General features: G+C 61.2%; 18 protein-coding genes. 12 read left to right on the forward strand and 6 right to left on the reverse strand.

Going from position 1 to position 25,639, the window contains the following annotated elements:
• Positions 1-656 precede the first annotated feature (656 nt).
• From CAG47_RS26070 to CAG47_RS26100, 7 genes are all read left to right on the forward strand, one after another.
• On the forward strand, positions 657-1,997 hold the full coding sequence (locus CAG47_RS26070) for an MFS transporter (protein WP_085728878.1): 1,341 nt from the start codon (positions 657-659) through the stop codon (positions 1,995-1,997).
• On the forward strand, positions 1,990-2,946 hold the full coding sequence (locus CAG47_RS26075) for an amidohydrolase (protein WP_085728880.1): 957 nt from the start codon (positions 1,990-1,992) through the stop codon (positions 2,944-2,946). The genes CAG47_RS26070 and CAG47_RS26075 overlap by 8 nt, the downstream gene beginning before the upstream one ends.
• Positions 2,943-3,947, forward strand: coding sequence for a 4-hydroxythreonine-4-phosphate dehydrogenase PdxA (locus CAG47_RS26080; RefSeq protein ID WP_085728882.1), 1,005 nt, complete (start codon positions 2,943-2,945; stop codon positions 3,945-3,947). Before CAG47_RS26075 ends, CAG47_RS26080 begins: the two co-directional genes overlap by 4 nt.
• Positions 3,948-4,287: 340 nt before the next feature.
• Positions 4,288-5,613, forward strand: coding sequence for an MFS transporter (locus tag CAG47_RS26085; RefSeq protein WP_085728884.1), 1,326 nt, complete (start codon positions 4,288-4,290; stop codon positions 5,611-5,613).
• Positions 5,614-5,646: 33 nt separating this feature from the next.
• Positions 5,647-6,822: an L-rhamnonate dehydratase gene (locus tag CAG47_RS26090; RefSeq protein WP_085728886.1), complete on the forward strand. Its 1,176-nt coding sequence runs from the start codon at positions 5,647-5,649 to the stop codon at positions 6,820-6,822.
• A 53-nt stretch (positions 6,823-6,875) separates the two neighbouring features.
• Positions 6,876-7,871 (forward strand): AraD1 family protein, encoded by a 996-nt coding sequence (araD1, locus tag CAG47_RS26095; protein WP_085728888.1) that lies wholly within the window; start codon positions 6,876-6,878, stop codon positions 7,869-7,871.
• A gap of 74 nt (positions 7,872-7,945) precedes the next feature.
• Positions 7,946-9,526: an aldehyde dehydrogenase (NADP(+)) gene (locus CAG47_RS26100; RefSeq protein ID WP_085728890.1), complete on the forward strand. Its 1,581-nt coding sequence runs from the start codon at positions 7,946-7,948 to the stop codon at positions 9,524-9,526.
• A gap of 138 nt (positions 9,527-9,664) precedes the next feature.
• Here CAG47_RS26100 and CAG47_RS26105 read toward each other — a convergent pair whose 3' ends face one another.
• On the reverse strand, positions 9,665-10,558 hold the full coding sequence (locus tag CAG47_RS26105; RefSeq protein WP_085728936.1) for a DMT family transporter: 894 nt from the start codon (positions 10,556-10,558) through the stop codon (positions 9,665-9,667).
• Between the two features lie 159 nt (positions 10,559-10,717).
• On the opposite strand from CAG47_RS26105, the gene aceK reads away from it, so the two are divergent.
• The 3 genes from aceK to CAG47_RS26120 all read left to right on the forward strand — a co-directional run bounded on the left by aceK (position 10,718) and on the right by CAG47_RS26120 (position 17,898).
• Positions 10,718-12,427, forward strand: a complete 1,710-nt coding sequence (aceK, locus tag CAG47_RS26110; RefSeq protein WP_085729009.1) for a bifunctional isocitrate dehydrogenase kinase/phosphatase — start codon at positions 10,718-10,720, stop codon at positions 12,425-12,427.
• 111 nt (positions 12,428-12,538) lie between these two features.
• Positions 12,539-16,450 (forward strand): ATP-dependent RNA helicase HrpA, encoded by a 3,912-nt coding sequence (gene hrpA, locus CAG47_RS26115; RefSeq protein ID WP_085729011.1) that lies wholly within the window; start codon positions 12,539-12,541, stop codon positions 16,448-16,450.
• Positions 16,451-16,776: 326 nt separating this feature from the next.
• Positions 16,777-17,898 carry a beta-ketoacyl-ACP synthase III gene (locus CAG47_RS26120; RefSeq protein ID WP_085729013.1) on the forward strand — a complete coding sequence of 374 codons (1,122 nt, stop codon included), beginning with the start codon at positions 16,777-16,779 and terminating at the stop codon, positions 17,896-17,898.
• Between the two features lie 230 nt (positions 17,899-18,128).
• Here the strand turns inward: CAG47_RS26120 and CAG47_RS26125 are convergent, their stop codons facing one another.
• Positions 18,129-19,460 (reverse strand): putative porin, encoded by a 1,332-nt coding sequence (locus CAG47_RS26125; RefSeq protein ID WP_085729015.1) that lies wholly within the window; start codon positions 19,458-19,460, stop codon positions 18,129-18,131.
• A gap of 281 nt (positions 19,461-19,741) precedes the next feature.
• Here CAG47_RS26125 and CAG47_RS26130 point away from each other — a divergent pair, with 281 nt between their 5' ends.
• The gene (locus tag CAG47_RS26130; RefSeq protein WP_085729078.1) at positions 19,742-20,866 is read left to right on the forward strand and encodes a GNAT family N-acetyltransferase; all 1,125 of its coding nucleotides are present in this window, start codon (positions 19,742-19,744) and stop codon (positions 20,864-20,866) included.
• A 60-nt stretch (positions 20,867-20,926) separates the two neighbouring features.
• Here the strand turns inward: CAG47_RS26130 and CAG47_RS26135 are convergent, their stop codons facing one another.
• The 4 genes from CAG47_RS26135 to CAG47_RS26150 all read right to left on the reverse strand — a co-directional run bounded on the left by CAG47_RS26135 (position 20,927) and on the right by CAG47_RS26150 (position 25,161).
• Positions 20,927-22,759 carry an ABC transporter ATP-binding protein gene (locus CAG47_RS26135; RefSeq protein WP_085729017.1) on the reverse strand — a complete coding sequence of 611 codons (1,833 nt, stop codon included), beginning with the start codon at positions 22,757-22,759 and terminating at the stop codon, positions 20,927-20,929.
• 93 nt (positions 22,760-22,852) lie between these two features.
• A complete protein-coding gene (locus tag CAG47_RS26140; RefSeq protein ID WP_085729019.1) occupies positions 22,853-23,416 on the reverse strand; it encodes a peptidylprolyl isomerase in 564 nt (187 codons plus the stop codon).
• Positions 23,417-23,419: 3 nt separating this feature from the next.
• Positions 23,420-24,223: an alpha/beta fold hydrolase gene (locus CAG47_RS26145; protein WP_085729021.1), complete on the reverse strand. Its 804-nt coding sequence runs from the start codon at positions 24,221-24,223 to the stop codon at positions 23,420-23,422.
• A 14-nt stretch (positions 24,224-24,237) separates the two neighbouring features.
• Positions 24,238-25,161 (reverse strand): LysR family transcriptional regulator, encoded by a 924-nt coding sequence (locus CAG47_RS26150; protein WP_085729023.1) that lies wholly within the window; start codon positions 25,159-25,161, stop codon positions 24,238-24,240.
• Positions 25,162-25,210: 49 nt separating this feature from the next.
• Here CAG47_RS26150 and CAG47_RS26155 point away from each other — a divergent pair, with 49 nt between their 5' ends.
• Entirely contained in the window at positions 25,211-25,525 is a 315-nt protein-coding gene (locus tag CAG47_RS26155) for a 3-phosphoglycerate kinase (RefSeq protein ID WP_085729025.1), read from the forward strand.
• Positions 25,526-25,639: the final 114 nt, after the last annotated feature.

The raw sequence follows: 25,639 nt of genomic DNA on the forward strand, positions 1-25,639 counted from the left end.
ATCGAGCAGTTGTCATCAAGAACCATGCTGGCAGCACGTTGCTTGAACTCGCGGGTATAGGTCTTTCGCTCTTGCATGGAACCTCCTGATTGGGCGAATCATATCGCCCTTAAGAGGTGTCCGGGATCATTAGGCCAGTTCATGCTCGCTCCTACAGAAAAGCAAATTGATCCTTTGTAGGAGCGAGCAAGCTCGCGATGGTCGCCAACGATGACGCTGGTTGCCTGATACCCCGAGGTGTCTGGTCCACCATCGCGAGCGTGCTCGCTCCTACAGAAAAGCAAATTGATCCTTTGTAGGAGCGAGCAAGCTCGCGATGGTCGCCAACGATGACGCTGGCTGCCTGATAGCCCTAGGTGTCTGATCCACCATCGCGAGCGTGCTCGCTCCTACAGAAAAGCAAAATTGATCGCTTTGTAGCGATGTACTCAAAAACACCGCAGTTACCCAGTAAACACGCGTAGTAGTTGGCGGCCAGAAATGAATGCGTGCCAACGCTGAAAGCACAATGAAAGCAGCACATGGCATAACTCGAAGCTATCACCCGATTTCAAGTTTTGATTAGACGGTTATCACCGGGCCTTCGATAGTGCTCACAAACGCCGCCAGGAAGCGGCGTTGCTGTCTCCACAAAAATAATAAAAGAGGTACGCACCATGGCTCGATCCAGTGCATCCCTGAACCTGGGCGGCGAAGTTGTCCCGTCCCAGGCCGAAGCTCCCGCGCAGACGCACCTCAACAGGGCCAGCAGCGTGCGATGGCGGATCTTCGCGATCATCTTCGCGCTGACCATGGTCAACCTGATCGACCGGGTGTCGCTGTCCATTGCAATGCCGACCATCGCTCATGAGTTTTCCCTGTCACCCAGCCTGCAGGGGCTGATCCTCAGTAGCTTCTTCTGGGCCTACGCGTTGTTGCAGATTCCCGGCGGCTGGTTGATCGATCGCTTTGGTCCGCATCGGGTCATCAGTTGGTCCACCGGGTTGTGGGGGACGTTTCAGGTGTTGGCGGCGTTTGCCACCGGCGGCTTGTCCTTGTTGTTTGCCCGGGTTGCACTGGGCGCCGCCGAAGCCCCGCTGTTCCCGTCGGGTGGCAAGCTGATTTCCCTGTGGCTCGCACCGAGCGAGCGCAGTCGCGGTGCGGTATTGATGGACAGCGGCAGCCCGCTGGGCGTGGCCCTTGGCGGATTGATCATTGCCTACCTGATTGCCTCGCTGGACTCCTGGCGCCTGGCGTTCGTGATTGCCGGTATCGCCACCCTGGTACTGGCCTGGCTGGCGTGGCGTTATCTGCGCGATGACCCGGCCAGCCATCCGCAGGTCAATGAGGCGGAGCTGGAAAAGATCAACGTCGGCCGCGCCACACCGGCCGCCGAGGCCGCGCGGATGCCGGTCAAGGGCTTGGGCATTGCGGCCCGTTCCCTGAGCGGTCTGCTGATCGGCCGGGCCAGTTGGGCCATGGTGTATTTCGGTCTGCTGACCTGGGGGCCGAGCTATCTGGCCCAGGCCCGCGGCTTCGATATCAAGGGCATCGGCGCGGCGACTTTCGTGATTTTCATCTGCGGTGCGCTCGGCTCGTTGACCGGTGGCTTCCTCTGCGATGGTTTGATTCGCAAGGGCGTCGGTCGCGGTGTGGCGGTCAAGAGCCTGCTGGCATTCTCCGGGCTGGTGGCCCTCGGCGCGTTCCTGTTGCTGCCGACCCTGAGCCATCCTTTTGCGGCGGTGGCGCTGCTGGCCATGACTGCGTTTTTCCTGATGTGGGGCAGCCTCTACTGGAGTTTCCCGGCGCTGCTGGCCGCTCCGGCGCGGGTCGGCCTGATCGGCGGCGTGATGAACATGGCCGGCAGCACCGGTGGCATTGCGGTGCCAATCCTGGTGGGCGTGATACTGCAAGCAGCTGGCGGTTTTGCCCCGGTGCTCGGGTTCTTCGCGGTGTGCTCGGCGGTGTTTGTTCTAGCCACGTTGTTCATCAGCCTGGATGAGGTGCGTCATGACTGAGTTGTGGGACGGCCCGATCATCGACGCCCATCATCATTTCTGGGACCCAACGATCAACGATCACCCGTGGCTCGCCCCCGAGGCCAATGTTGCGTTTCGCTATGGTGATTACAGCGCCATCAAGCGCCGCTATTTTCCCGAGGATTACTTCGCCGATGTCGGTTCCCATAACGTCGTGCAAACGGTGTATGTCGAGACCGAATGGAACCCCCGGGACCCGATTGGCGAAACCCGTTTCATCGAGCAACTGGCCACCCGTTACGGCGTGCCGAATGCGGTTGTGGCGCAAGCCTGGCTCGACCACCCGGACGCCATCGATGTCCTGACCGAGCAGGCGCGCTTCAAGCATGTGCGCAGCGTTCGGCACAAGCCCGGCGGGCCGGCCACGCCGCAACAGGTGGGGCACATGCGCAGCCTGATGAGCGATGAGCATTGGCGTCGCAGCTATGCCGCGCTCGAAGGGCTGGGCCTGCATTTCGATTTGCAGACACCCTGGTGGAACCTGCACGAAGCCGAACGCCTGGTTCGGGATTTTCCCGGTATCACGCTGATCCTCAACCATGCCGGTTTGCCCAGCGACCGCAGTGCCGAAGGCCTGGCGGGCTGGCGTCTGGCGATGGCGCGGCTGGCGCAATGGCCTAACGTGCAGGTGAAGATTTCCGGCCTGGGGCAGCGCGGCCAGCGCTGGCGCGCCAAGGATAACGCCTGGATCGTGCGCGAAGTCATCGCCATGTTCGGCAGCGACAGAGCGATGTTTGCCAGCAACTTTCCGGTGGACAGCTTGTGTGGCTCGTTCGACGACATCTATAGCGGTTTCAAATCCATCGTTGCCGATTTGCCAATGGCCGATCAGGAGCGACTTTTCCATGGCAACGCGCAGCGGGTCTATCGCTGCGAGCCTTGCGCCATTGACCGGGCGTTGCCTGAATCCTTGAGGAGTGAAGCATGAGTAAATCCACCATCGCGATGGTCCTTGGCGACCCGGCGGGCATCGGCCCGGAACTGATCGCCCGCTTGCTCGGCGAGCCCGAAGTGCGCAGCCAGGCCAACGTGATCCTGATCGCCGACGAAGCGGAAATGCGCCGCGGCATGCGCATCGCCGGGATGGAGTTTCCCTACCGTCGCGTCGAGTCCCTGGAGCATCTGGCATTCGTCGATGACACGCCGTTGTTCTACGACTTTCGTGGCGACACCGTCGGTGAGTTTGCACGCAGCGAGGCCAGCGTCATCGGCGGGCGCTATAGCCTCGACACCCTGGAAAAAGCCCTGCGTCTGACCGAAGCGGGCATCACCGATGCGGTGCTGTTCGGGCCATTGAACAAGACCTCGCTGCACATGGCGGGCATGGCGCACAGCGATGAGTTGCACTGGTTCGCCGAGCTGCTGGACTTCCACGGCCCGTTCTGCGAGTTCAACGTGCTCGACAATCTCTGGACTTCACGGGTGACCTCCCATGTGGCCCTGGCCGATGTACCAGGCCTGCTCAGCCAGCAACGGGTGGTGGAAGCGATTCAACTGATCGACACGGCGCTCAAGCGCAATGGTCTGGAGAAACCACGAATCGGTGTGTGTGGCTTGAATCCGCACAACGGCGACAACGGCTCGTTCGGTCGCGAGGAACTGGACATCATCGGCCCGGCCGTGCGCTCGGCGCAGGCGCTGGGGATCGCGGCGGACGGGCCCTATCCGGCCGACACCATTTTCCTCAAGGTCCAGGGCGATGCCAGTGCCTTCGACGCGGTAGTGACCATGTACCACGATCAGGGCCAGATCGCGATCAAGCTGATGGGGTTTTCCCGTGGCGTGACGGTGCAGGGCGGTCTGCCGATCCCGATCACCACCCCGGCCCATGGCACTGCGTTCGACATCGCGGGGCAGGGCAAGGCGAATGTCGGCGCGATCCGCCAGGCGTTCGAGATTGCCTGCCGGATGGGTTCCCATAACAACTGATTCACCGTAGTTCCCTGTGGGAGCGAGCCTGCTCGCGAAGACGGTATGCCAGACACTTTTGCAGTGACTGCCAGGCCGCATTCGCGAGCAGGCTCGCTCCCACATTTGTTTTGTGTATGGCTGATATCCGATCTGCCAACTTGTTGGGTTTTGCTATCACCCCAGGTTATCGGTGGATACGCATAAGTGATTATTCGCCGCCCTTTGCGCTGGCTAAAGTCGCTCCGTCGAATGAACGCAACCGAGCATTTTCGGCCACTGCAATCAAGCGAATGACAACTACAAAAAGCCCGCCTTGTCACTTCCGCAAGGCACATACCGGCAGCAAAGGAACACTCATATGACCCGCCCAGATTCCGTCCTGGCGCTGTCCAGCGCTATCACCAAAAGCCGGCTTCGCCTGCTGCCCTTTCTGATTCTGATGTACATCCTGGCGTTCATCGATCGCTCCAACGTCGGCTTCGCCAAAGCGGCGTTGCAGGCTGACACCGGGTTGGGCGATGCCGCGTTCGCGTTTGGCGCGAGCATCTTCTTCATCGGTTACGCGTGCTTCGAAGTGCCGAGCAACTACATGCTGCATCGCCTCGGCGCCAAGGTCTGGCTGTGCCGGATCATGGTCACCTGGGGCCTGGTGTCGGCGGCGATGATGTTCGCTCACAATGCCCAGACCTTCTACGTGCTGCGCTTCCTGCTGGGTGTGGCCGAAGCCGGGTTCTTCCCGGGGATCATCCTTTACCTCACCTACTGGTTCCCGGCGCAGAGCCGTGGCCAGGCGCTGGGCCTGTTCTATTTCGGCCTGCCCCTGGCGCTGGTGTTGGGCAGCCCGTTGTCCGGCTGGCTGCTGGATTTCCACGGCGTGTTCGGCCTGACCAACTGGCAGTGGTTGTTCGTCGTCGAGGGCTTGATGGCTTCGGTGGTCGGCATCGTCGCGTACTTCTACCTGGTCAATCGTCCGGCTGAGGCCAGCTGGCTCAGTGCTGAAGAAAAACAGGCACTGGAAACCGCCCTGGCAGACGAAGACGCGCAGAAAAAACACAGCAGCCCCCACGGCTTCCTCAGTGCCTTGCGCAACCCTCGGGTGCTGCAATTCTGCCTGGCGTATTTCACCATTCAGATGAGCGTGTACGGCGTGGTGTTCTACCTGCCGACCCGTATCGCAGGTTTGCTTGACGGGCATGTTGGCCTTAACGTCGGCCTGATCACCGCAATCCCCTGGGTCTGCGCGCTGATTGTGACTCGCCTCGTCACTCGCTATGCCGACCGTACCGGCCAGCACCGTCGCCTCGCCGTGTGCATGCTGACCATGGCTGCCCTGGGTATTGCCGCCTCCGCGCTGGGTACGAGCATGGTACCGGTGGTGCTCGCGTTCTGCTTCGCGGCTGCCGGTTTCGTCTCGGTGCAACCGCTGTTCTGGACCATCCCCACCAGCTACCTCAGCGGTGCCGCCGCTGCTGGCGGGATCGCCCTGATCAACTCCATCGGCAACCTCGGCGGCTTCGTTGCGCCGAACCTGAAAACCGTGATGGAAAGCAGTTTTGCAGACCCCCGTGCCGGCATGTTCGCCCTGGCCACGGTGGGCATTATCGGCGCCGTCCTGCTGTCCCGACTACGCACCACCCATACCCCCAAATCCCCCTCGCAGCTCACACCGGCTCAGGTTGGCTGATCACTACCCATGCGTTAGCAAGGAACTGTATTCATGAAAATCAAAGCGATCCGTACCCGCGTTTTCGAGTGGAAAGGCAAAGTCGTCCCGCCACAAGCGCACTTTTGCACCAACGCCAGCGACATCCTGTTCGAACGGGGCGACGCCATGGGCTCGTTCCGTTTCCACGGCTGGCTGGTGGTGGAAGTCGAGACTGACACCGGCCTTGTCGGCATCGGCAACTGCGCCCTGGCGCCCCGTGTAGCCAAGGAAATCATCGACACCTACCTGGCGCCGATCGCCATCGGTGAAGACCCGTTCGACAACGAATACATCTGGCAGAAGATGTACCGCCAGAGCCATGCCTGGGGCCGCAAAGGCATTGGCATGGCAGCGATCTCGGCGGTCGACATCGCGATCTGGGACATCATGGGCAAAGCGGTGAACAAGCCGGTGTTCAAGCTGCTGGGCGGGCGCACCAAGGAAAAGATCTGGACCTACGCGTCCAAACTCTACGCCAACGACAATCTCGACCTGTTCCTCGAAGAGGCCCAGGGCTACCTGAATCAGGGGTTCACCGCGCTGAAGATGCGCTTCGGCTATGGCCCGAAAGACGGCCCGGCCGGCATGCGCCGCAACATCGAACAAGTGCGCGCCCTGCGTTTGCTGGCCGGCCCTGACGTCGACATCATGCTCGAATGCTACATGGGCTGGACCCTCGAATATGCGCGCCGCATGTTGCCGAAACTGGCCGAGTTCGAACCGCGCTGGCTCGAAGAACCGGTGATCGCCGATGACATCGAAGGCTATATCGAGCTGAAGAAGATGGGGATCATGCCGATCTCCGGCGGCGAGCACGAGTTCACTTCCTACGGCTTCAAGGACCTGCTGGAGCGCCGCGCCGTCGACGTGATCCAGTACGACACCAACCGCGTCGGCGGCATCACCGCCGCGCGCAAGATCAATGCCATGGCCGAGGCCTGGTCGGTGCCGGTGATTCCACATGCCGGGCAGATGCACAACTACCACCTGACCATGTCCACCACCGCCTCGCCGATGGCCGAGTTCTTCCCGGTGTTCGACGTCGAGGTCGGCAACGAACTCTTCTACTACGTGTTCAAGGGCGAGCCGCAACCGGTCAACGGCTATATCCAGCTCGACGACAACAAACCGGGGCTGGGTCTGGAAATCTCCGATGAGTACCTGAGCGAATTCAACATCATCGAGTGACCGCCAGGCACCGCTCTCGGGCGGTGCCCACCACAACTTTCGGGAGGGCCGACATGCGCCTGATTCAATTTGAAAACACTGACGGTCAGCGCCAGGTGGGCGTTGTCGATGGTTCACAGGTTCAGGTGTTGAAAGACACTCGCACTACTCGCGAACTGGCACTTGCGGCTATCCGGGCCCGGCACAGCTTGGCCGAAGAGGTCATTTTGCGCGGCAGCGAAGCGAGCCTGGATTACGCGCAGTTGTTGCAGGAGCACCGGGTACTGCCGCCGCTGGATCATGAAGACACGGCGCATTGCCTGATCAGCGGCACCGGCCTGACCCACCTGGGCAGCGCCTCGACGCGGGACAAGATGCACCAGCACGATGGCGCGGTCGAAGCCGGGATGACCGATACCATGCGCATGTTCAAGTGGGGGCTGGAAGGCGGCAAGCCGGCAGACGGGCAGGTCGGTGCGCAGCCGGAGTGGTTCTACAAGGGCGACGGCAGCATCGTCGTGCGGCCCGGTGCGGACTTCCCGGTGCCGCCGTTCGCCGAGGATGCCGGCGAAGAACCGGAGCTGACCGGGCTCTATGTGATTGGCGATGACGGTCAGCCGTATCGCTTGGGTTATGCCCTTGGCAACGAGTTCTCCGACCACGTCATGGAGCGGCGCAATTACCTGTACCTCGCCCATTCGAAACTGCGCAGTTGCTCCTACGGCCCCGAGTTGCGAGTAGGCGAGCTGCCCCGTCACCTGGTCGGCACCAGCCGCATCAAGCGCAACGGCCAGACTCTCTGGGAAAAGGAATTCCTCAGTGGCGAGGACAACATGTGCCACAGCCTGGCCAATCTGGAATTCCATCACTTCAAGTACGCGCAGTTCCTGCGTCCCGGCGATGTTCACGTGCATTACTTCGGCACCGCCACGCTGTCGTTTGCCGACGGGGTGAAGACCCGGCCGGGAGACCGTTTCCAGATCAGCCTCGAGGAGTTCGGTGCGCCGCTGGTCAATGGCATCGGTGAAAGTGCCCAGCCAGTGTCCATCGGTCAGGTACGCACACTGTAGGAGCGAGCACGCTCGCGATGGACTCGAGAGCGCCGCAAAAATCCTCGGCTAGCCAGACGATCAAGGAATCACTCATGACCACGTTATCTGGACACAATTACATTGGCGGTCGCCGCAGCGCCAACGGCACGCTTCGACTGCAAAGCCTCGACGCCACCACCGGCGAGCCGTTGCCCGGAACCTTTATCCAGGCCAGCGAAGCCGAAGTGGATGCTGCTGCGAAAGCAGCGGCGGCGGCCTACCCGATCTACCGCAACTTGAGCGCGGAGCAACGTGCGCGGTTTCTCGATGCCATCGCCGATGAAATCGACGAACTGGGCGATGAGTTCGTCGCCACCGTATGCCGCGAAACAGCCTTGCCGGCCGGGCGTATCCAAGGTGAACGCGCACGCACCAGCGGCCAGTTGCGCCTGTTCGCCAAGGTGCTGCGTCGCGGTGATTTCCTTGGTGCGCGCATCGACCGCGCACTGCCGGATCGGCAGCCGTTGCCACGTCCGGATCTGCGTCAGTACCGCATCGGCCTGGGGCCGGTAGCAGTGTTCGGCGCCAGTAACTTCCCTTTGGCGTTTTCCACGGCCGGCGGCGATACCGCTTCGGCACTGGCCGCCGGTTGCCCGGTGGTGTTCAAGGCCCACAGCGGGCACATGGCAACCGCCGAGTGGGTGGCTGACGCGATCATCCGCGGCGCGGAAAAAACCGGCATGCCAGCCGGGGTGTTCAACATGATTTATGGCGGCGGTGTCGGCGAACGGCTGGTCAAGCATCCGGCGATTCAGGCAGTCGGCTTCACCGGTTCGCTCAAGGGCGGCAATGCCCTGAGCCATATGGCCGCCAACCGGGCTCAGCCGATCCCGGTGTTCGCCGAGATGTCGAGCATCAACCCGGTGTTCTTGCTGCCCGAAGCCCTCAAGGAGCGTGGCGAGCAGATCGCGGCGCAATTGGCCGGTTCGGTCACCCTGGGTTGCGGCCAGTTCTGCACCAATCCGGGTTTGGTCGTTGGCCTGCGTTCGCCGCAGTTCAGTTCTTTCCTTGAGACATTCTGCGCCCACATGAACCAGCAACCGGCGCAAACCATGCTCAACGCCGGCGCGCTGACCAGCTACAGCCGGGGCCTCGGCGAACTGCACGAGCATCTGGGCCTGACCCATCTGGCGGGCCGGCCGCAACAGGGCAATCAGGCGCAACCGCAGGTGTTCAAGGCCGATGTCAGCCTGTTGCTCAAGGGCGATGAGTTGTTGCAGGAGGAAGTGTTCGGGCCGACCACCATTATCGTCGAGGTCGAGGATCGAGCGCAGTTGGCGGCGGCGCTGCATGGCCTGCGCGGGCAATTGACGGCGACGTTGATCGGCGAGGCCGAAGAATTGCTGGAGTACCGCTGGCTGGCTGAATTGCTCCAGGAGAAGGTCGGACGGATCTTGCTCAATGGCTATCCGACCGGGGTCGAAGTCTGCGAGGCCATGGTGCATGGTGGGCCGTATCCGGCGACGTCCGACTCGCGGGGCACTTCGGTCGGCAGCCTGGCGATCGATCGCTTCCTGCGGCCGGTATGTTTCCAGAACTATCCGGATGCGCTGCTGCCCGAGGCGTTGCAGAACGGCAATCCGCTGGGGATTCGGCGGTTGGTGGATGGGGAGGTGAGTGATTCGGCCTTGTGATTGTCGGCGCCAGGGCTGACGCCTTCGCGAGCAGGCTCGCTCCCACAAGGTTCTGCGCCGAAGACAGAGTTTGTGTTCGGCACCCATCACTGTGGGAGCGGGCCTGCCCGCGAAGGCGTCATCGGCAACGTCACAAGACTACCGGTCAACCACCAACCCTGGCTTCAACACCAACCACAACGCCAGCGCAATCAACATCCCGCCATAGACATGCGCCATCGACAGTGGCTCATCGAGAAACAACGCCCCCCACAACACACCGAACAGCGGGATCAGGAAGGTCGTGGTCATCGATTTCACCGGGCCAATGGAGCTCAGGAGCCGGAAGTAAACAATGTACGCAAACGCCGTACATCCCAGACCCAACCCCAGCAACGACAACCATACGCTCCAGCCGCCCCAGTTCGCGGGTGGCTGGCTGATCACGCTGTAGCCGAACAGCGGCAGCATGAACAAGGTCGCACCGAGCATGCTGCCCAGTGCCGACAAGCGGCTGTCGAGGCCTCCGGCCTGGTCGAGCCAGCGCCGGGCGAGAAAACCGGCGAAGCCGTAGCAAGTGGTCGCGAGCAGGCAGGCAATGGCCCCCATCAGCAGTTCCATATTGAACGCCACTGGACCGGCACGGGTCAGCACGCCCACGCCAACCAGCCCCAGGAACACGCCGCCGAGTTTGGCGCCAGTGAGCCTTTCATGGAAAAACAGGCCGCCGATCAGTACGCCCATCAAGGGTGTCGTGGCATTGAAAATCGACGAATAACCGGCAGGCAGCACCTGCGCGGCCACCGAATAGAGCGTCGCCGGAATCCCGGAGTTGATCACGCCAAGCAGCATCACGGTCTTGAGCTTGCCCTTGAAGTCCCAACTGATGCGCATCAGCCCAAGAATCACCAGCAGGCCGGCAGCGGCTATCGATACACGGAAAAAAGCGGTAGGAATGCTGCCAATCACCGGGGCGATGATGCGCATGAACAGGAAACTCGCTCCCCAAATGGCCGCCAGGGACAGTAAACGGAATATATCGACGGGGTTCACAGCGCGGTCCTTCCTTGATGGAGGGGCGAAAGTGTTGCCGAGTGTGTGAGCGATGGCAACCGCAAACCGGGCATTCAATTCGCCCGGAAAATTACGCTTCTCCTGCACCCGCTTCACTGGCTAAGCTCAGGACTCCCGAATTCCCGCAGAGGTCTCACCATGCCGCAGCAATGGCCAGCCGCCGACATCGCCCGCTTGATCCTCGATGGCTTTGACGATTACCGCGAGCATTTTCGCCAGATCACCGATGGCGCCCGGGCCCGCTTCGAACAGGCCAGGTGGCAAGAGACACAGTCGGCGTCGGCGGCGCGGATCAATCTGTACGAAGACAAAGTCGCTGAAACGGTGGGGCGATTGCGCACCGCGTTCGATGCCGACACGCTGGACGTCAGTTGCTGGCCGCTGGTCAAGAGCGCCTACATCAGCCTGATCGACCTGCGTTTTGACGATGAACTGTCCGAGACCTGGTACAACTCGATCTTCTGCGGGCTGTTCAGCCACGACCTGATCAGCGACGGCTGCATGTTCATCCATACCACCCGGCCGAGCCTGCGTCGTGCCCGGGCCGCGCAAACCCGGACCTACAAGCCGCAAGGGCAATTGTCGGCCATGCTGGCGAGCATCTTCGTCGACTACCGCTTCAGTGAGGACTACGCCGACCTGCCTGGCGACCTGAAGCGCCTCGAAGTGCAACTGCGCGAGAACCTGCCGGACTGGGTATGCAAGGACCCGGAGCTGAGCGTCGAACTGTTTTCCTCGGTGCTCTACCGTAACAAGGGCGCGTACCTGGTGGGGCGCATCTACACCGCCGATGAGCAATGGCCGCTGGCGATTCCGCTGTTGCACCTCGAAGGTCGCGGTATCCAGATCGATGCGCTGATCACCGACGAAGCAGATGTGTCGATCATCTTCTCCTTCACCCGTTCGTATTTCATGGTGGATGTGCCGGTGCCGGCAGAGTTCATCGGCTTCCTGCGTCGTATCCTGCCGGGCAAGCACATTGCCGAGCTGTACACCTCGATCGGCTTCTACAAGCACGGCAAGTCGGAGTTCTACCGGGCGTTGATCAATCACCTGGCCAACACCGACGACCGGTTCATCATGGCTCCCGGTGTGCGCGGCATGGTCATGAGCGTGTTCACCCTGCCGGGTTTCAACACCGTGTTCAAAATCATCAAGGACCGTTTCTCGCCATCGAAAAACGTCGACCGCGCCACGGTGATCGAGAAGTATCGCCTGGTGAAAAGCGTCGACCGGGTAGGGCGCATGGCCGATACCCAGGAATTCGCCGACTTCCGTTTTCCCTTGAGCAAGTTCGACCCGGCTTGCCTGGAGGAACTGCTGGAAGTCGCACCGTCCACGGTCTCGGTGGAAGGCGACACGGTGTTGATCCGCCACTGCTGGACCGAACGGCGCATGACCCCGCTCAACCTGTACCTGGAGAACGCCAACGAGGCTCAGGTGCGCGAGGCCCTGGAAGATTATGGCCTGGCGATCAAGCAACTGGCGGCGGCCAACATCTTTCCCGGCGACATGCTGTTGAAGAACTTCGGCGTCACCCGACACGGCCGGGTGGTGTTCTACGACTACGACGAAATCTGCTTCCTCACCGAAGCCAACTTCCGCCACATCCCGGCACCGCGCACACCCGAGGACGAAATGGCCTCCGAACCCTGGTATTCGATCGGGCCGCTGGATGTGTTCCCGGAAGAGTTTCCGCCGTTCCTGTTTGCCGATTCGGGGCAGCGCAGGCTGTTCGATCAGTTGCATGGCGAGTTGTACAACGCCGATTACTGGAAGGGGTTGCAGGAGGCGATTCGGGCGGGGAAGGTGATCGATGTGTTTCCGTATCGGAGAAAGGAGCTGTAAGCCACAAGCTTCAAGCCGCAGGTTAAAGCTGCATTCAACCTGTAGCTTGAGGCTTGCAGCTGCTTCTCTGTTACTCTTGCCGCTTTTGGCTTACAGCTTGCTGCTGCTTCTATGACCGACGAATCGCCCTCCATCGACAAACTGCTGAAAAACCTCGATCACGCCATGCTCGCCGACCGCCACCGGCTGCGGCGGCAGTTGCTTGAGCTGCGCAAGAAACCCGACGAGGCCAAACTGGCCCAGTGGGTGGCGCGCATGCAGGCGTCCTGTGAGCTGGTGCTGGCGCGCAAGGCCAGCCTGCCGGTGATTCGTTACGACGACAGCCTGCCGATCGCCGCCAAGCGCGACGAAATCAAGAAGGCGCTGGAAAAGCACCAGGTGTTGATCATCGCCGGCGAAACCGGTTCGGGTAAAACCACCCAGTTGCCGAAGATCTGCCTGGAAATCGGTCGTGGCCGGCACGGCCTGATCGGCCACACCCAACCGCGGCGGATCGCTGCGCGCAGCGTCGCCAGCCGGGTCGCCGAAGAGCTCGGCACGCCGCTGGGCGCATTGGTCGGCTATCAGGTGCGTTTCGAGGATCAGAGCGATTCCAACACCCTGATCAAACTGATGACCGACGGCATCCTGCTGGCGGAAACCCAGAACGACCGCTATCTGGAACGCTACGACACGATCATCGTCGACGAGGCCCATGAACGCAGCCTCAACATCGACTTCCTGCTCGGCTACCTGAAAACCCTGCTGCCCCGTCGTCCGGACCTGAAAGTCATCATCACCTCGGCGACCATCGACCTCGAACGCTTCTCCAAGCATTTCGACGATGCACCGATTGTCGAAGTGTCCGGTCGCACCTTCCCGGTGGACACCTGGTATCGCCCGCTGACGCTGGAGCAGGACGAGGAGGGCAACCGCGTCGAGGACGACCTGACCGTGGATCAGGCGATTCTCGCCGCCCTCGACGAAATCGCCGCCCATGAGCGCAGCGAGCGCCGCAGTCCCGGTGACGTGCTGGTGTTCCTGCCCGGTGAGCGGGAGATTCGCGACGCCGCCGACATGCTGCGCAAGGCCCAGCTCAAGCACACCGAAATCCTGCCGCTGTACGCGCGGTTGTCGCCGGCCGAGCAACAGCGGATTTTCCAGTCGCACCCGGGCCGTCGCGTGGTCCTGGCGACCAACGTCGCGGAAACCTCGCTGACCGTGCCGGGTATCCGCTACGTGATCGACAGCGGCACCGCGCGCATCAGTCGCTACAGCTACCGGGCCAAGGTCCAGCGCTTGCCGATCGAAGCGATTTCCCAGGCCAGCGCCAACCAGCGCAAGGGCCGTTGCGGGCGAGTCGAGCCGGGTATCTGCGTGCGCCTGTATAGCGAAGAGGATTTCCTCGGTCGTCCGGAATTTACCGATCCGGAGATCCTGCGTACCAACCTCGCGGCGGTCATTTTGCAGATGCTGCACCTGCGCCTTGGCGAGGTCACCGCGTTCCCGTTTATCGAGCCGCCGGACGGCAAGGCCATCAGTGACGGCTACAACCTGCTGCAAGAGCTGTCGGCGGTGGACCGCAACAGCCAGCTGACCCCGCTCGGTCGTCAACTGGCGCGTTTGCCGGTGGACCCGCGCATGGGCCGCATGTTGCTGGAAGCGGCGAAGCTGGGCAGCTTGCAGGAAGTGCTGATCGTCGCCAGCGCCATGTCGATCCAGGACCCGCGCGAGCGTCCGCCGGAGCGTCAGCAAGCGGCGGATCAGGCTCACGCCCAGTGGAAAGACGCCGATTCGGACTTCGCCGGGCTGGTCAACTTGTGGCGCGGTTTCGAAGAACAACGCCAGGCGTTGGGCGCCAACCCGTTGCGCAACTGGTGCCGCAAGAACTTCCTGAATTACCTGCGCCTGCGCGAGTGGCGCGACTCCCATCGACAGCTGAGCCTGATCTGCCGCGACATGCAGCTGAGCCTCAATAAAGAGCCGGCGGACTATCCGAAACTGCACAAAGCGGTGCTGGTGGGGCTGCTGAGCCAGATCGGCCAGAAAACCGAGGAGGGCGATTACCTCGGCGCGCGTCAGCGGCGTTTCTGGATTCACCCGTCGTCGGGCATCGGCAAGAAACGCCCGCAGTGGCTGATGACGGCCGAACTGGTGGAAACCACCAAGCTTTATGCGCGCATGGTGGCGAAGATCGATGCTGACTGGATCGAGCCGCTGGCCGGGCACCTGATCAAGAAAAACCACTTCGAACCCCATTGGGAGAAGAAGCGCGGCCAGGTCGTGGCGTTCGAGCAGATTACCCTGTTCGGCTTGATCGTGGTCGGGCGCCGGCCGGTGCATTACGGCCCGGTGGATCCGGTGGTGGCGCGGGAACTGTTTATCCGCGAAGCGCTGGTGCGCGGTGAAATCCAGTCGAAGGCCAAGTGTCTGACGGCCAACAAGCAGCTGCTGGAACAGCTCGACGAACTGGAAGCCAAGGCCCGCCGTCGCGACATCCTCGCCGACGAAGAAACCCTGTACGCATTCTACGATGCGCGGCTGCCGGCGGAGATTCACCAGACCGCGACCTTCGACAGTTGGTACCGGATCAACAGCCAGAAAGACCCGCAGCTGTTGATCATGCGCGAGGAAGACGTGCTGGCCCGCGAAGCCAGTGAAGTCACCGCCCAGCATTACCCGGACACGCTGCACATCGGCGATCTGGAGTTGGCCTTGAGCTACCACTTTGAGCCCAACCATCCACGGGATGGCGTGACCCTGCGCGTGCCGGCTCCGCTGCTGCCGATGCTACCGCCGGAACGCCTGGAATGGCTGGTGCCCGGTGTCATCGAAGCCAAGTGCATTGCCTTGGTACGTAACCTGCCCAAGGCCCTGCGCAAGAATTTCGTGCCGGTGCCGGACTTCGTCAAGGCGGCCTTGCAGCGCATGACCTTTGCCGAGGGCTCGCTGCCCCAGGCTTTGGGGCGCGAGCTGTTGCGCATGACCGGCGCGCGGGTCAGCGATGAAGCCTGGGCCGAGGCTGCGCAGCAGGTCGAAAGCCATCTGCGGATGAACCTGGAAATCGTCGATGGCCAGGGCAAGTTCCTCGGTGAAGGTCGCGACCTGGCGCAACTGACGGCGCGTTTTGCCGAAGCCAGCCAGGCGGCGCTGGCAGTGCCGCAAACCGCGAAGAGCCAGCAACCGGTGGAGCCGAAAGTGTTCGCCGCCGTGGCCGAGAAAACCCAACAGAAGATCGCCGGGCTGTCGATGACGGTCTACCCGGCGTTGGTAGAGGAGAGCGGTACGGTCAAGGAAGGGCGGTTCTCGACCCCGGCCGAAGCCGAGTTCCAGCATCGCCGCGCCTTGCAGCGGCTGCTGATGCAACAACTGGCCGAGTCGGCGAAGTTCCTGCGTGGCAAATTGCCGGGCCTGACCGAACTGGGCCTGCTGTACCGCGACATGGGGCGCGTCGATGCGCTGGTGGAAGACATCCTGCTGGCCAGCCTCGACAGCTGCATTCTTGAGGGCGAAGACCCGTTGCCACGGGATGGCGCCGGATTGGCGTCACTGGCCGAGCGCAAGCGCGGCGCCTGGACTGAGCATGCCGAGCGTGTTGCCAGGCTGACCCTGGAAATCCTCAAGCTCTGGCACGGTTTGCAAAAGCGCTTCAAGGGCAAGATCGATCTGGCGCAAGCCGTGGCCTTGAATGACATCAAGCAGCAGCTCAGCCATCTGGTTTATCCGGGTTTCGTCCGGGAAACGCCGATGCAGTGGCTCAAGGAATTGCCGCGGTACCTGAAGGCGATCGAACAGCGCTTCGAGAAAATCGGCGCCCAGGTGCAGAGGGATCGGGTCTGGAGCGGCGAATTGAGCGGCCTGTGGACGCAATACCAGACCCGCGCCGGCAAACACGCCCAGGAAGGCAAGCGCGATCCGCAACTGGAGTTGTATCGCTGGTGGCTGGAGGAGTATCGGGTATCGCTGTTTGCGCAACAGCTGGGAACCAGGGTACCGATCTCCGACAAGCGGCTGAGCAAGCAGTGGACACAAGTGGAACCCTGACACACCACCGCCCCTGTAGGAGCGAGCACGCTCGCGATGGACGTCAACGATAACGCGGGAAACCTGATTCCCCGCGGTGTTCTTCAGTTCATCGTCGGAACGCCGCCCGGAGCGTGCTCGCTCCTACAGTAAAAAGCGCCAAAATCTACTGTTTATGGCAAACTTCGCGACCATAAACGCCGCTTTCGCGACCCAGAGCCTCTCGTTCAGGTCGGATGTCGGAATAAAGCGATGCCAGGTTTGCGTCCCCGGGATGGGAATAGACCCTTTGCGTGTTGGTACGAAGGTGCCAATACTTTCTGCCTGAACAGATTAGAGACACGACCATGCATAACGTCGTCATCAGCGGCACCGGCCTGTACACCCCGGCCAACAGCATTTCCAACGAAGAGCTGGTCCAGTCTTTCAATACTTACGTCGCGCAATTCAACGCCGACAACGCCGATGCCATCGCGAGCGGTCAAATCGAAGCGTTGACCGAGTCCAGCGCCGCATTCATCGAAAAAGCTTCCGGCATCAAGAGCCGCTTTGTCATGGACAAGGACGGCATCCTCGACCCGCAACGCATGGCTCCTCGTCTGCCGGAACGTTCCAACGACGAGTGGTCGGTGCTGTGCCAGATGGCCATCGGCGCGGCCGAACAAGCCTTGCAGCGCGCCGGCAAGACTGCCGCAGATATCGACGGCGTGATCGTCGCCTGCTCCAACCTGCAACGTGCCTACCCGGCCATTGCCATCGAAGTGCAGGAAGCGCTGGGCATCCAGGGTTTCGGTTTCGACATGAACGTGGCCTGTTCTTCGGCGACCTTCGGTATCCAGACCGCCGCCAACAGCGTGAAACTGGGCCAGGCCCGGGCGATCCTGATGGTCAACCCGGAAGTCTGCACCGGCCACCTGAACTTCCGTGACCGTGACAGCCACTTTATCTTCGGCGATGCCGCCACCGCGGTGATCATCGAGCGTGCCGACCTGGCGACGTCCAGGCACCAGTTCGACATCGTCAGCACCAAGCTGCTGACCAAGTTCTCCAACAACATCCGCAACAACTTCGGCTTCCTCAACCGCACGGCGGAAGAGGGCATCGGCGCCAGGGACAAACTGTTCGTGCAGGAAGGCCGCAAGGTGTTCAAGGAAGTCTGCCCGATGGTGGCTGAGCTGATCGCTGAGCATCTGCAGGAGAATCAGCTCAACGTCAGCGACGTGAAGCGCTTCTGGCTGCACCAGGCCAACCTCAGCATGAACCACCTGATCGTGAAGAAACTGCTGGGACGCGACGCCACCGAACAGGAAGCGCCGGTGATTCTCGACACCTACGCCAACACCAGCTCCGCCGGGTCCGTGATTGCGTTCCACAAGAACCAGGACGATCTGCCTGCCGGTTCGCTGGCGGTGCTCAGTTCGTTCGGTGCCGGTTATTCGATTGGCAGTGTGTTGCTGCGCAAGCTGTAGGAGCGAGCATGCTCGCGATGGACGCAAGAACACCGCGGGGTGTCAGGCATCCAGCGTTATCGTTGACGACCATCGTCGGAACGCCGCCCGGAGCATGCTCGCTCCTACAGGGGTTTGCAAAAACAAGCAGCCCGGCGTTGGTGTGTCGGAGGATGATGGGGACCGACACACCAACGCCAGGCTGAAAAAGGAGCCCAGGCATCCTTGCCTGAGTAGTGGAGCGGGGTGAATCAGAACTTGGCTTCGGCATCCAGTTGCAGGGTGTTGATGTCCGAATCCTTCTTGTTGATGTTGGCGTTGGTCTGGTCCGAGGTCGCCATGAAGTAGGTCGCGCCCAGGGCAAAGTTCTTGTCCAGGTCGTAGCTCACTTTCAGCTTGCTGCCGCGCGAACCGGTGAAACCGTTGGCGAAGTCGGAGTCGGTGAAGGCACCCACCACAGCGTTACGCTGCACGTCGCGGTAGTTGTAGTCCACGTTGAAGCCGTACAACTTGGATTTCACACCGGCCAGCCAGCCAGTGTCCTGGTCGTTGCTGGCATCGGTGTTGTTGACGTACTGACCGTAGATCGACAGCGGAACTGGCAGGTTGCTGAAGTCCAGCTGGCCAAAGCCTTCGTACAGGTTGAACTGTTCGCCCGGGCTGTTGCCGTTGACGGCCAGTGCGCATGGCGTGGTGACGGTGCCGCTGGTAGGGCAGGCGCTGCTGTCATCGTTGTCGTAGGCGTAGATACTGCCGCCCAAGGTCATTTTCATGCTGTCGGTGATGGCGAAGCGCGCACCCAACTGGCCGGCGTACAGACGCAGGTCGTGCTTGAACTGCACGCCTTCGCCGTCGACGTTGTCCTTGAGGGTGTAGTGACCGGCGCTACCGAACAGCTCGGTGCTGCCGCTCAGCGGGTATTTGTAGGTGACGGCCAGGCCTTCAGGGTTGATGTCGCTATCCCAGATGATGTCGCCCATGCTCACCCATTGTTGCGGCATCTTGCCGCCAACCAGGTGCAGGTTCTTGATCGCGTCCGGGTGGTAGTCGATGTAACCCTGGTCCAGCCAGATCTGCTTCTTGTCGAAGTAGTTGTTCAGGTCCTGGTTGGTGGAGCGAGCGTCGTCGTTGCTGCCGGTGGCGATACGGATACCGGTGTCGACCTGCGAGTTGATTTCGCTGTAGGCACCCAGGCGGGCGCGAATGCGCTGACGGTCCTGGTCTTTGTTGTTGGGTACGCCATCGTTGTGGACGTTTTCCTGGCGGAAGCGCACGTCGCCCTTGAACTGAGTCTTGGCAGCCCAGGCCAGTTTCTGGTCGAAAGCGCTCAGTGTTTCGGTTTTCTTCGCGGTGGCCGCGATTTGTTCGTTGGTCTCTTGCTGAGCCTGACGGGCGATCTGCTGTTCTTTCTGATCTCTGGCCAGCTCGGCTTGCAGTTCGTTGTACTGCGCGTTGGTGATCGAGCCGTTGGCCTTGAGCATGTCGAGCAGTTTGGCGTCGACTGCGGCACTGGCCGGAACACTCATGGCCAGCAACAGGCCACCGCACAAGGCCGCCGCAGTTTTTGTGAAAGCAAGACGCATATCAATCTCCGAAGATGAGAGGGGATGACTGAGCCATCCGGGACACAACCGACCGTTAGGGGGCGGAAAACTGTGGCCGGGTATAACCCGGCGCTCTAAAAACAGGCGCCAGTATCGCGATGGTTTATTACAGAGCAGTGGCAATGTGATTTCATGTCCATGACGATACAAAGTCGTCTTGAACTATTGAGTTAGAGCGCTGTCGTCGAATTGGCCGTGTGCAAAGGAGTGCGATCGGCGATACTCGCGAGGCTTTCACGCCATGAAGAGTGAGGATGGTGATGCCGCTGCAACGCCTGCAAAAACTGTCGGAAATCGCCCCGCAAACCTGGGACGCACTGGTGCCCCAGACTCAGCCTTTTCTGCGTCATGCCTTTTTGAGCGCACTGGAAGACAGCGGCAGTGTCGGCCCTCATACCGGCTGGCAACCCGAGCATTTGCTGCACGTTGAAGGTGAGCGCCTGATCGCCGCGCTACCTGGTTATCGCAAGTGGCATTCCTATGGCGAGTATGTGTTCGACCACGCCTGGGCCGATGCCTGCGAGCGTGCCGGTATCGACTACTACCCCAAGCTGTTGACCGCCGTGCCGTTCAGTCCCGTCACCGGTCCGCGGCTGTTGGCGGCCACGGTCGAAGACGGTTTCGAGTTGTTGAAAAGCCTGCCGGGCTACCTTGAGCTTGAAGGGCTCTCGAGCGCACACATCAACTTCACCGATCCGTTCACCGACGCGGCCTTGAGCCAGCAGGCCGGCTGGCTGCAGCGCGTGGGCTGTCAGTATCACTGGCAGAATCGCGGCTATCGGGATTTCCAGGACTTCCTCGACGTGCTCAGTTCGCGCAAGCGCAAACAGATGCGCAAGGAGCGCGAACAGGTGGCCGGGCAGGGCTTCGAGTTCGAGTGGTTGGAGGGGCGGGAGCTGAGTCAGGCGCAATGGGATTTCGTCTATGCCTGCTATGCCAATACCTATGCGGTGCGCCGGCAAGCACCGTACCTGACGCGGGAGTTTTTCAGTTTGTTGGCCGAACGCATGCCGGAATCGATTCGCGTAGTGCTGGCCAAACAGGGTTCACGGCCGGTGGCGATGGCATTCAGCCTGGTAGGAGGCGACAGCTTTTATGGACGTTACTGGGGATGCCTGGCGGAGTTCGATCGCCTGCATTTCGAGACCTGTTTCTACCAGGGTATGGACTATGCCATCGCCAACGGTTTCCAGCGTTTCGACGCCGGGGCCCAGGGCGAGCACAAACTGATTCGCGGATTCGAGCCCGTCATCACCCATTCCTGGCACTACTTGCGGCATCCGGGATTGAAAGCGGCGGTGAAAGACTTTCTGGAGCGGGAGCGGCAGGGAGTGCTGGCTTATGCTGAGGATGCAAAGTCAGCCTTGCCTTATCGACAAGGCTGATCTTCTTTCAGGGGCCATTGGAGTCAATTGGTCCCACAGGGGAGATGTGTTGTTCGGGGATCAATCGATCCCGACAAACCCACCGGTCTGGTGTTGCCACAACCGCGCATACAACCCGCCGTGGGCGAGCAGTTCGGCGTGGGTTCCGGTTTCGGCGATCTTGCCGTTTTCCAGCACCACCAGCCGGTCCATCCGGGCGATGGTCGAGAGCCGGTGAGCGATGGCGATCACGGTTTTGCCCTGCATCAGGGTTTCGAGACTTTCCTGGATCGCCGCTTCGACTTCCGAATCCAGTGCCGAGGTCGCCTCGTCCATGATCAGGATCGGTGCGTCCTTGAGCAGTACGCGGGCAATGGCGATGCGTTGGCGTTGACCACCGGAGAGTTTCACTCCGCGCTCGCCGACGTGGGCATCGAAGCCGATGCGGCCTTCAGCGTCCGACAGTGAAGGAATAAACCCGTCAGCCCGGGCCTTGTGCACCGCTTCCCAGAGTTCGGCGTCGGTGGCGTCGGGCTTGCCGTATAGCAGGTTGTCACGGATCGAACGGTGCAGCAGCGAGGTGTCCTGGGTGATCATGCCGATGCGTTCGCGCAGGCTTTCCTGGCTGACGTCGGCGATGTTCTGGCCATCGATCAGGATACGTCCGCCTTCGACGTCGTACAGGCGCAGCAGCAGGTTCACCAGGGTCGATTTGCCGGCACCGGACGGGCCGATCAGGCCGATTTTCTCGCCAGCCTTGATGGTCAGGTTGAGGTCGCCGATGATCCCGCTCTGCTTGCCGTAGTGGAAGTCCACCTGTTCGAAGCGCACTTCGCCGCGGGCCACCGCCAGGGGTTTGGCCTGGTCGCGGTCGGTGACCGAGACCGGTTGCGAAATGGTCTGCAGGCCGTCCTGGACCATGCCGATGTTTTCGAAGATGCCGGTCACCACCCACATGATCCAGCCGGACATGTTGACGATGCGGATCACCAGGCCGGTGGCCAGGGCAATCGCACCGACGCTGATCAGCGACTGCGTCCACAACCACAGGGCCAGGCCGGTGGTGCAGACGATCAGCAAACCGTTCATGCTGGTGATGACCACGTCCATGCTGGTTACCACACGGCCGGCCAACTGGGCTTTTTCGGTCTGTTCCTTGATCGCTTCGCGGGCGTACTGCTGCTCGAAGTTGGTATGGGCGAACAGCTTCAGGGTGGTGATGTTGGTATAGCCGTCGACAATTCGCCCCATGAGCTTGGAGCGCGCATCGGACGCCACCACCGAGCGATCCTTGACCCGTGGCACGAAGTAGTAGAGGGCGCCGACGAAGGCGAAGATCCATGTCAGCAGCGGGACCATCAGGCGCCAGTCGGCTTCGGCGAACAGCACCAGCGAACTGATGGCGTAGATCAGCACATGCCACAACGCATCCACGGCTTGTACGGCTGAATCGCGCAGTGAGTTACCGGTTTGCATGATGCGTTGGGCGATGCGCCCGGCGAAGTCGTTCTGGAAGAAGTTCAGGCTCTGCTTGAGCACGTAGCTGTGGTTCTGCCAGCGGATCATGCTGGTCATGCTCGGGCTCAGGGTCTGGTGCACCAGCAGGTCGTGCAAGCCCACGAATATCGGGCGCAACACCAGCGCAACCACCACCATCCAGGTCAGTTCGAGGGCGTGTTCCTTGAGCAGATCGACGTTCGGCGTGCCCTGGGCCAGATCGATGATGCGGCTCAGGTAGCTGAACAACGCCACCTCGATCAAGGCACCAATCAGGCCGACGATCAGCAGGGCGACAAAGCTCGGCCAGACCTGCTTGAGGTAATAGGTATAAAAAGGGAAAACCCGGTCCGGCGGGGACTCCGTCGGTGCTTCACGGAAAACATCGATCAGTTTTTCAAAACGGCGATAAAGCATGTTGTTTTCGCCCGCGAGCGGACTCTCCTTTGAACGGTTTGAGCGTTGCCGGCAAAGCCGGCAACGGCTCGGACATCCTTGTCCAGCTTAGTCTCAGTCGATGCGCTTGGCCGACTTGATGAAGACTGGGTCGGCTGGCACGTCGCGCATACCGCTTTTGGTGGTGGTAGGCGTATTGACGATGATATCGACCACGTCCATACCCTTGACCACTTTGGCGAACACGGCGTAACCGGCATCGCGACCCGGATCGAGGAAGTCGTTGTCCTTGACGTTGATGAAGAACTGGCTGGTGGCCGAATTCGGATCGGAGGTACGCGCCATCGACAGGGTGCCGCGTACGTTATGCAGGCCGTTGCTGGCTTCGTTCTTGATCGGGTCTTTGGTCGGCTTTTGCTGCATCGATGAGGTGAACCCACCGCCCTGGGCCATGAACCCCGGAATCACTCGGTGGAAAATCGTGTTGTCATAGAAACCACTGTCTACGTACTCAAGAAAGTTCTTGGTAGTGATTGGGGCCTTGACCGGGTCCAGTTCGATTTCGATCTGGCCGTTGCTGGTGTCCAGCAGCACATGGGGTGCCTTTTCCGGCGTCGCGGCCATCAGGTTGGCGGCAAACAGGACGGAGCCTGCGGCGAGGGCGATTTTTTTCAGCATGGGTCAGTGATCCTGAGTGGTGGTGTCGACTGCGGTCAGAAACTTTAGCAGTGTTTGGTTGAAGTGGTCCGGCTGGTCCAGCGGCGTGGCGTGGCGTGAATCGGTGATCACCACCAGCCGCGCGTCGGGCAGCAGTTTTACGTAGTTTTCCTTCAGCGCCACCGGTGTGTAGTCACGGTCGGCGCTGACGATCAGGGTTGGACAGGTAACCTTCGAAAGTCGTTCCTGGACCCCCCAGCCCACAATGGCATTGAAGCTGGCGAGATAAGCATGTTTGTCGTTTTTTGCCCAGCGCTCGGCCATCTTTTGGCGCAAATCGGCCTGCTCGGGCTTCGGAAACAACTTGCCGCCCAAGGCTTTGCCGATGGTACGCAGGCTGAGCGCGTGCATCAGGCTCCAGCGCTTGAACCACTGCCAGTAATCGTCGCGGCTGCGCAGTTTGACCTCGGGCGCGCTGTTGACGATGCACAGGCTCTTGAGCAATTGCGGCTGATCCACGCCCAATTGAAAACCGATCATGCCGCCCATGGACAGGCCGACATAATGTGCCGGGCCGAGATTGAGGTGCTCGATCAGCGCAATCAGGTCGGCGCTGAATCCGGCGATGCTGTAGCGTTCCCGAGGTTTGTCCGAACGGCCGTGACCGCGGACATCCGGGACGATCACCCGGTAGCGGGCAGCCAGGGTCGGGATCTGTTTTTCCCAGTCCAGCGTGCTGGAACCGAGACCGTGGACCAGCAGCAGCGGTGTGCCGTGGCCATATTCCTCATAGTGCAGGTTGCAACCTTCGTGTTCGAAATAGGCCATGCATACACTCCGTGTCAGGCTTGTTCGGGGGCGGCGAACGCTGCGTCCAGTGGTGCGGTGTCGAAGGTGCGCAGCAGTTCGATGAGAATCTGCGTGGCCGGCCCGAGCGGTTTGTCCTTGTTCGAATACAGGTAAAAGCTCGGGTTGCGGCTACCGCCCTGATCCAACGGTAGCAGCTTGAGCGTACCTTCCTTGAGTTCTCGTTCGATCATGTGTCGGGGCAACCACGCAAATCCCAGGCCACTGCTGACGAAGGTGGCGGCGGTGGCCAGGCTGCCGACGGTCCAGCGTTGTTCGGCACCGAGCCAGCCGACGTCCCGCGGTTGCTGGCGCCCCGAGTCGCGGATCACCACTTGCATCTGGCTTTCCAGGTCCTGGAAGCTCAGTTCGCGGTTGAGGCGGTGCAGGGGATGCTCCGGGTGCGCGACCGCGACGAACTCGACGTCGCTCAACTCCGCACCCAGATAACCGGGAATACTGAACCCGGTGATGGCCAGGTCGGCCACGCCTTCGAGCAGGACTTCCTCTACGCCCGACAGTACTTCCTCGCGCAGGCGTACCCGGCAGCCGCGGCTTTGCGGCATGAAAGCAGTCAAGGCGCGGACGAGGCGGGCGCTTGGGTAAGCGGCATCGACCACCAGGCGCACTTCGGCTTCCCAGCCCTGCTCCATGTGATGGGCCAGGTCTTCGAGTTGACTGGCCTGTTTGACCAATTGCCGGGAGCGGCGCAACAGCACGCCACCGGCTTCGGTCAGCACGGCTTTGCGTCCGTCGATGCGCAGCAACGGCACGCCGAGCTGATCCTGCATGCGTGCCACGGTGTAGCTGACCGACGATTGCGAGCGATGCAGCGCCTCGGCGGCCTGGGCGAAACCGCCATGATCGACCACGGCTTGCAGCGTTCGCCATTGATCAAGGGTCACGCGGGGCGCTTTCATGTTGTGCTCCTGTTGTCCTAAGCTGGCAGCCCTGACTGGAGGCTGCTGAATGAAAAAACTCTGTTGTGTGCTGCTGGCGCTGCTACCGCTGACGGCGTTTGCTTACCCGATTGATGTGCAGAAGAACCTCAACGGCATGAAGATCGACTACGAAACCTTCGACACCGATAGCGATATCGGCTCCATCCGGGTGGCCAACTACGGCGATGTCGATGCGAGCTGCAAGGCGGTTTTCAGCAATGGCCCGGAAGCACCCCGCACTCGCAAGATCGATGTGCCGGCCGGCAAACACAAAACCGCCACGGCCAAATTCAACCGCAACATCATCAAACTACGCATCGAGCTGACCTGCACCCCGAAATGATTCCCGCTGTCACTGTCCCTGTAGGAGCGAGCACGCTCGCGATGAACTCGAGATCGCGACGGGGCATCAGGCATCCCGCGTCATCGTTGACGACCATCGCGAGCGTGCTCGCTC

This window comes from Pseudomonas sp. R37(2017) (genome assembly GCF_002113375.1).
Taxonomy (GTDB): domain Bacteria; phylum Pseudomonadota; class Gammaproteobacteria; order Pseudomonadales; family Pseudomonadaceae; genus Aquipseudomonas.

Bases quoted from the DNA above. Each gene is read 5' to 3' on its own strand.
- CAG47_RS26070 (WP_085728878.1), top strand. From the start codon at position 657: ATGGCTCGATCCAGTGCATCCCTGAACCTGGGCGGCGAAGTTGTCCCG.
- CAG47_RS26075 (WP_085728880.1), top strand. From the start codon at position 1,990: ATGACTGAGTTGTGGGACGGCCCGATCATCGACGCCCATCATCATTTC.
- CAG47_RS26080 (WP_085728882.1), top strand. From the start codon at position 2,943: ATGAGTAAATCCACCATCGCGATGGTCCTTGGCGACCCGGCGGGCATC.
- CAG47_RS26085 (WP_085728884.1), top strand. From the start codon at position 4,288: ATGACCCGCCCAGATTCCGTCCTGGCGCTGTCCAGCGCTATCACCAAA.
- CAG47_RS26090 (WP_085728886.1), top strand. From the start codon at position 5,647: ATGAAAATCAAAGCGATCCGTACCCGCGTTTTCGAGTGGAAAGGCAAA.
- araD1 (WP_085728888.1), top strand. From the start codon at position 6,876: ATGCGCCTGATTCAATTTGAAAACACTGACGGTCAGCGCCAGGTGGGC.
- CAG47_RS26100 (WP_085728890.1), top strand. From the start codon at position 7,946: ATGACCACGTTATCTGGACACAATTACATTGGCGGTCGCCGCAGCGCC.
- aceK (WP_085729009.1), top strand. From the start codon at position 10,718: ATGCCGCAGCAATGGCCAGCCGCCGACATCGCCCGCTTGATCCTCGAT.
- hrpA (WP_085729011.1), top strand. From the start codon at position 12,539: ATGACCGACGAATCGCCCTCCATCGACAAACTGCTGAAAAACCTCGAT.
- CAG47_RS26120 (WP_085729013.1), top strand. From the start codon at position 16,777: ATGCATAACGTCGTCATCAGCGGCACCGGCCTGTACACCCCGGCCAAC.
- CAG47_RS26125 (WP_085729015.1), bottom strand. From the start codon at position 19,460: ATGCGTCTTGCTTTCACAAAAACTGCGGCGGCCTTGTGCGGTGGCCTG.
- CAG47_RS26130 (WP_085729078.1), top strand. From the start codon at position 19,742: ATGCCGCTGCAACGCCTGCAAAAACTGTCGGAAATCGCCCCGCAAACC.
- CAG47_RS26135 (WP_085729017.1), bottom strand. From the start codon at position 22,759: ATGCTTTATCGCCGTTTTGAAAAACTGATCGATGTTTTCCGTGAAGCA.
- CAG47_RS26140 (WP_085729019.1), bottom strand. From the start codon at position 23,416: ATGCTGAAAAAAATCGCCCTCGCCGCAGGCTCCGTCCTGTTTGCCGCC.
- CAG47_RS26145 (WP_085729021.1), bottom strand. From the start codon at position 24,223: ATGGCCTATTTCGAACACGAAGGTTGCAACCTGCACTATGAGGAATAT.
- CAG47_RS26150 (WP_085729023.1), bottom strand. From the start codon at position 25,161: ATGAAAGCGCCCCGCGTGACCCTTGATCAATGGCGAACGCTGCAAGCC.
- CAG47_RS26155 (WP_085729025.1), top strand. From the start codon at position 25,211: ATGAAAAAACTCTGTTGTGTGCTGCTGGCGCTGCTACCGCTGACGGCG.